The 3,742-nt window shown below is 37.1% G+C and carries 4 protein-coding genes; 1 reads left to right on the forward strand and 3 read right to left on the reverse strand.

Annotated features, from left to right (window positions below):
* Positions 1–157: 157 nt before the first annotated feature.
* Positions 158–346, reverse strand: coding sequence for a DUF4250 domain-containing protein (locus tag ACJML3_RS07110; RefSeq protein ID WP_219935888.1), 189 nt, complete (start codon positions 344–346; stop codon positions 158–160).
* Positions 347–349: 3 nt separating this feature from the next.
* Positions 350–1,543 (reverse strand): formate-dependent phosphoribosylglycinamide formyltransferase, encoded by a 1,194-nt coding sequence (purT, locus tag ACJML3_RS07115; protein WP_406021891.1) that lies wholly within the window; start codon positions 1,541–1,543, stop codon positions 350–352.
* 106 nt (positions 1,544–1,649) lie between these two features.
* Between purT and ACJML3_RS07120 the strand changes: the two genes are divergently transcribed.
* Positions 1,650–2,777 carry a 4-phosphoerythronate dehydrogenase gene (locus ACJML3_RS07120; RefSeq protein WP_406021893.1) on the forward strand — a complete coding sequence of 376 codons (1,128 nt, stop codon included), beginning with the start codon at positions 1,650–1,652 and terminating at the stop codon, positions 2,775–2,777.
* Positions 2,778–2,824: 47 nt separating this feature from the next.
* Here the strand turns inward: ACJML3_RS07120 and ACJML3_RS07125 are convergent, their stop codons facing one another.
* Positions 2,825–3,709 (reverse strand): flagellin, encoded by an 885-nt coding sequence (locus ACJML3_RS07125; RefSeq protein WP_406021895.1) that lies wholly within the window; start codon positions 3,707–3,709, stop codon positions 2,825–2,827.
* Positions 3,710–3,742: the final 33 nt, after the last annotated feature.

Below are 3,742 nucleotides of genomic sequence, written 5' to 3' on the forward strand. Positions count from 1 at the left end.
GGTCTTTTACATCTTAACTGCTGCATTTTTGCAACTGTATTGTATGCTGCATCAGTAATAAAGTAGCTTACAGCTGCAAGAGCAGATTTATCTGTGCCAGGGGCACAGATAGGATGAGAAATAATAAACAGATAATGAGAATTAACAAAAGGTAACATTATTTAAACTGATTTTGTGCCTCATCATATTCAAAGCCAGCTTGCTTAAGTCTATCTTTTAGAGTATCCATATCAAGATCCAGACTTTTGCACAAATCAGTTAAAGATGAGTATTCATCTCTTAATTTCATATTCACACAAGAAAAAAGGATAAATACATCCATCTTCTGGTAATTTGATAAATCCATAGTTTACTCAGTGATCTCAATCTCAAGTAAAGAACGCATCTTCTTAACGTTGTCTACAGCGTCATTTACATTTTTTCCACGTGCAAGGCATACACCCAAACGTCTTTCTCCATCAATATCAGGCTTTGCAAAGATTCTAAGCTGAGAGCTTGGTGTTACACCTAAAGCATCTGCAAGCTTTGAGAACTTGAAATGAGTGCCTTTTCCGTTACCAAGAACTGCAGCTGATGCAGATGGTCCAAAGAAGGTGATTTTACCAATAGGTAGTCCTAATAAAGCTCTTACATGAAGAGCAAACTCGCTCTGATCCTGAGAAATCATGGTTACCATGCCGGTATCATGAGGTCTTGGAGATAACTCAGAGAAGATAACCTTGCTGCCACATATAAACAGTTCAACACCGAAAATACCGTATCCGCCTAAAGCACTAACGATAGCTGAGGCAATACGCTTTGACTCCATTATAACTTCTTCTGAAAGTTCTTCTGGCTGCCATGACTCATGGTAATCACCGTTTACCTGGTGATGACCGATTGCATTACAAAAATGGATTCCATCTACAGCATTGATTGTCAGTAGAGTAATTTCCTTATCGAATTTTACAAAACCTTCAACAATTACGCGGTTGATACCGCCACGGCCGTTTTCGCATGCATCTTTAAAAGCTTTTTCAATGTCAGCTTCTGATTTTAAAACAGACTGACCTTTACCAGATGAGCTCATGATTGGCTTCATGATACAAGGAAAACCAATTGATCTAATATGCTCATGTACTTCTTCAATGCTTGATGCAAAGAAGAATGGTGATGTAGGTAAAGCCAGCTCATTTGCTGCAAGATTTCTGATTGATTCACGGTTCATTGTGATGTTTGCAGCATGAGCAGAAGGTACTACGTTATAGCCTTCTTCTTCAAGTTCAATTAAGGTTTCTGTAGCGATAGCTTCGATTTCTGGAATAATATAGTCTGGCTTTAGAGTTTCAATAAGCTTTCTTAAAGCTGCACCATCACGCATGTTTATAACAGCTTTGTGCTGTGCTACAGACATTGCAGGAGCATTGTCATATCTGTCACAGGCAGTAACATCAACACCATAACGAAGAAGTTCAAGTGCGACTTCTTTACCAAGCTCGCCTGAACCTAGCAATAATGCTTTTGTACTTGAATTTTTGTAATCTACTGTAATTTCAGATGACATATTAACCCCCAGAAAAAATTTCCTTAATTATACAATATTTATACAGCTTTGATGAATAATTATTCGACACAGAATTTTGTATAATATGTCTGCAAAGGAGATTTATATGAAAATTTTATGCGACGAGGCTCTGCCAAATTCTGTTGAGGTGTTTTCCCCATTCGGTCAGGTAGTTTTGAAAAACGGTCGTAATATTAACTGTGACGATCTTGAAGATACAGATGTACTTATTACAAGATCAATTACCAAAGTTAATGAAGAGCTTTTATCTAAAGCTAAAAAATTAAAATTTGTTGGTACTGCAACAGCAGGTATGGATCACTTTGATACTGTTCTTTTAGATTCAATGAAGATCCCTTATACCAACGCAAAAGGAAACAACTGTGAGTCAGTTGGAGACTATGTTCTGTCAGTTCTGTTAAATCTGTCAGTAAGATTTTCAATTCCCCTTGCAGGTAAAAGCATTGGTATTGTTGGCTGTGGCTGTGTTGGCTCACAGGTTTTAAATAAGGCTTTAGGTCTTGATATGAAACCTGTTGTTTGCGATCTACCTAGATTTAAGGGGGGCGACTTGTCATGTGGTGCAAGTTTAGATGATGTCTTAAACTGTGACGTTGTGACACTGCATGTGCCTTTAATTAAGGATGGTGAGTATAAAACTCATTATATGCTTTGCAAAGAACAGTTGATGAAATTAAAACCAAACGCAATATTGATTAATGCTGCTAGAGGTGAGGTCATCAATAACAGTGATTTGCTTTATGTGCTAAAACAGCGCAGTGATTTAAAAGTATTCCTTGATGTATTTGAAGGAGAACCTCAAATCAAGGAAAAAGAGCTTTTAAATTATGTTCAGGGAGCAACAGCTCATATTGCAGGATATTCATATGAATCAAAAAGAAGAGCAAATGTGATGCTTGCAAATGAACTAAAAAAGGTTCTTAACTCAGATATAAACGTTAATTATCAGATGCCATCTGCTGAGATTACAAGAATAGTTCTTTCAGACTGTATAAAGTCATATGATACAAATCTTTTATACAGACTTGTAAACAGTATTTACAATGTTACTTATGATGCTGATCTTTTTAAGGCAAGTTTTACCGATGCGGCAAGTTTTGATCTGCTTAGAAAAAATTACAGAGAAAGGCATGAACTGCAGACTGTTACTCTTGAAGGCGTTCAGGATTGTTTTAAAGAAAAACTAAGATTGCTTGGATTTAATGTTGCATAAAAAAATCCTGTTATCATTGATAACAGGATTAAATAATTCACTATATATTAGCCAAGAAGACTTAAAGCAATCTGTGGACGGCTGTTAGCCTGGGTCAGCATTGATGATGCTGCCTGCTGAACAATTGTCTGCTGTGACAGATTTGCTGCTTCCTCAGCGTAGTCAGTATCACGGATACGTGAACGTGCATCTGATTCGTTTTCAGCAATGTTTGACTGGTTTGCAATGGTTGACTCAAGTCTGTTCTGTACAGCACCTAACTCACCACGAGCCTTGTCAACATGAGCTATAAATTTATCAATAGTTGCTAAAGTTTTCTGAGCTTTTTCTGCTGTAGATACAGCAAATGCTCTCTTATTAGCGTCCATAGCATCCGCATCACCTGTTACAGCATCGAACATTGAGCTAATATTAAATGCCTTACATAAATTTACAGAAATTGTATCATTAGCATTTGCACCTACCTGGAATGAAATCTGTCCTGTTGTATTATCTACAAGACCTTTTCCTTTACCAGCTAATATTTCCTGACCTGCAAAGGTTGTCTTACTTGAAATACGGTTGATTTCATCACATAAAGATTTTACCTCAGCCTGAATTGCACCACGATCAGCTGTTGTATTAGTACCGTTAGCAGACTGTAGTGATAAGGTACGAATACGCTGTAACATGTTGGTTACTTCATCAAGTGCACCTTCAGCTGTCTGAGCTAAAGCAATACCGTCGTTTGCATTACGGTTACCCTGATTTAAACCGTTAATCTGAGATGTTAATCTATCTGAAATCTGTAAGCCTGCAGCATCATCTTTTGCTGAGTTAATTCTTAAACCTGATGATAAACGCTTGTAGGTTGTATCAAGAGAATGGGTTGCTTTACCTAACTGTCTGTTAGAGTTTAAGCTTGAAACGTTTGTATTTACATAAATTGCCATTTTAAAACTCCCGCTCAATTTATGAGCAATTAT

Source organism: Succinivibrio sp., assembly GCF_045124615.1.
Lineage (GTDB): Bacteria > Pseudomonadota > Gammaproteobacteria > Enterobacterales > Succinivibrionaceae > Succinivibrio > Succinivibrio faecicola.

What these genes read in the sequence shown, in the direction of transcription:
- ACJML3_RS07110 (WP_219935888.1), bottom strand. Translation starts at nt 346, where the DNA reads ATGGATTTATCAAATTACCAGAAGATGGATGTATTTATCCTTTTTTCT.
- purT (WP_406021891.1), bottom strand. Translation starts at nt 1,543, where the DNA reads ATGTCATCTGAAATTACAGTAGATTACAAAAATTCAAGTACAAAAGCA.
- ACJML3_RS07120 (WP_406021893.1), top strand. Translation starts at nt 1,650, where the DNA reads ATGAAAATTTTATGCGACGAGGCTCTGCCAAATTCTGTTGAGGTGTTT.
- ACJML3_RS07125 (WP_406021895.1), bottom strand. Translation starts at nt 3,709, where the DNA reads ATGGCAATTTATGTAAATACAAACGTTTCAAGCTTAAACTCTAACAGA.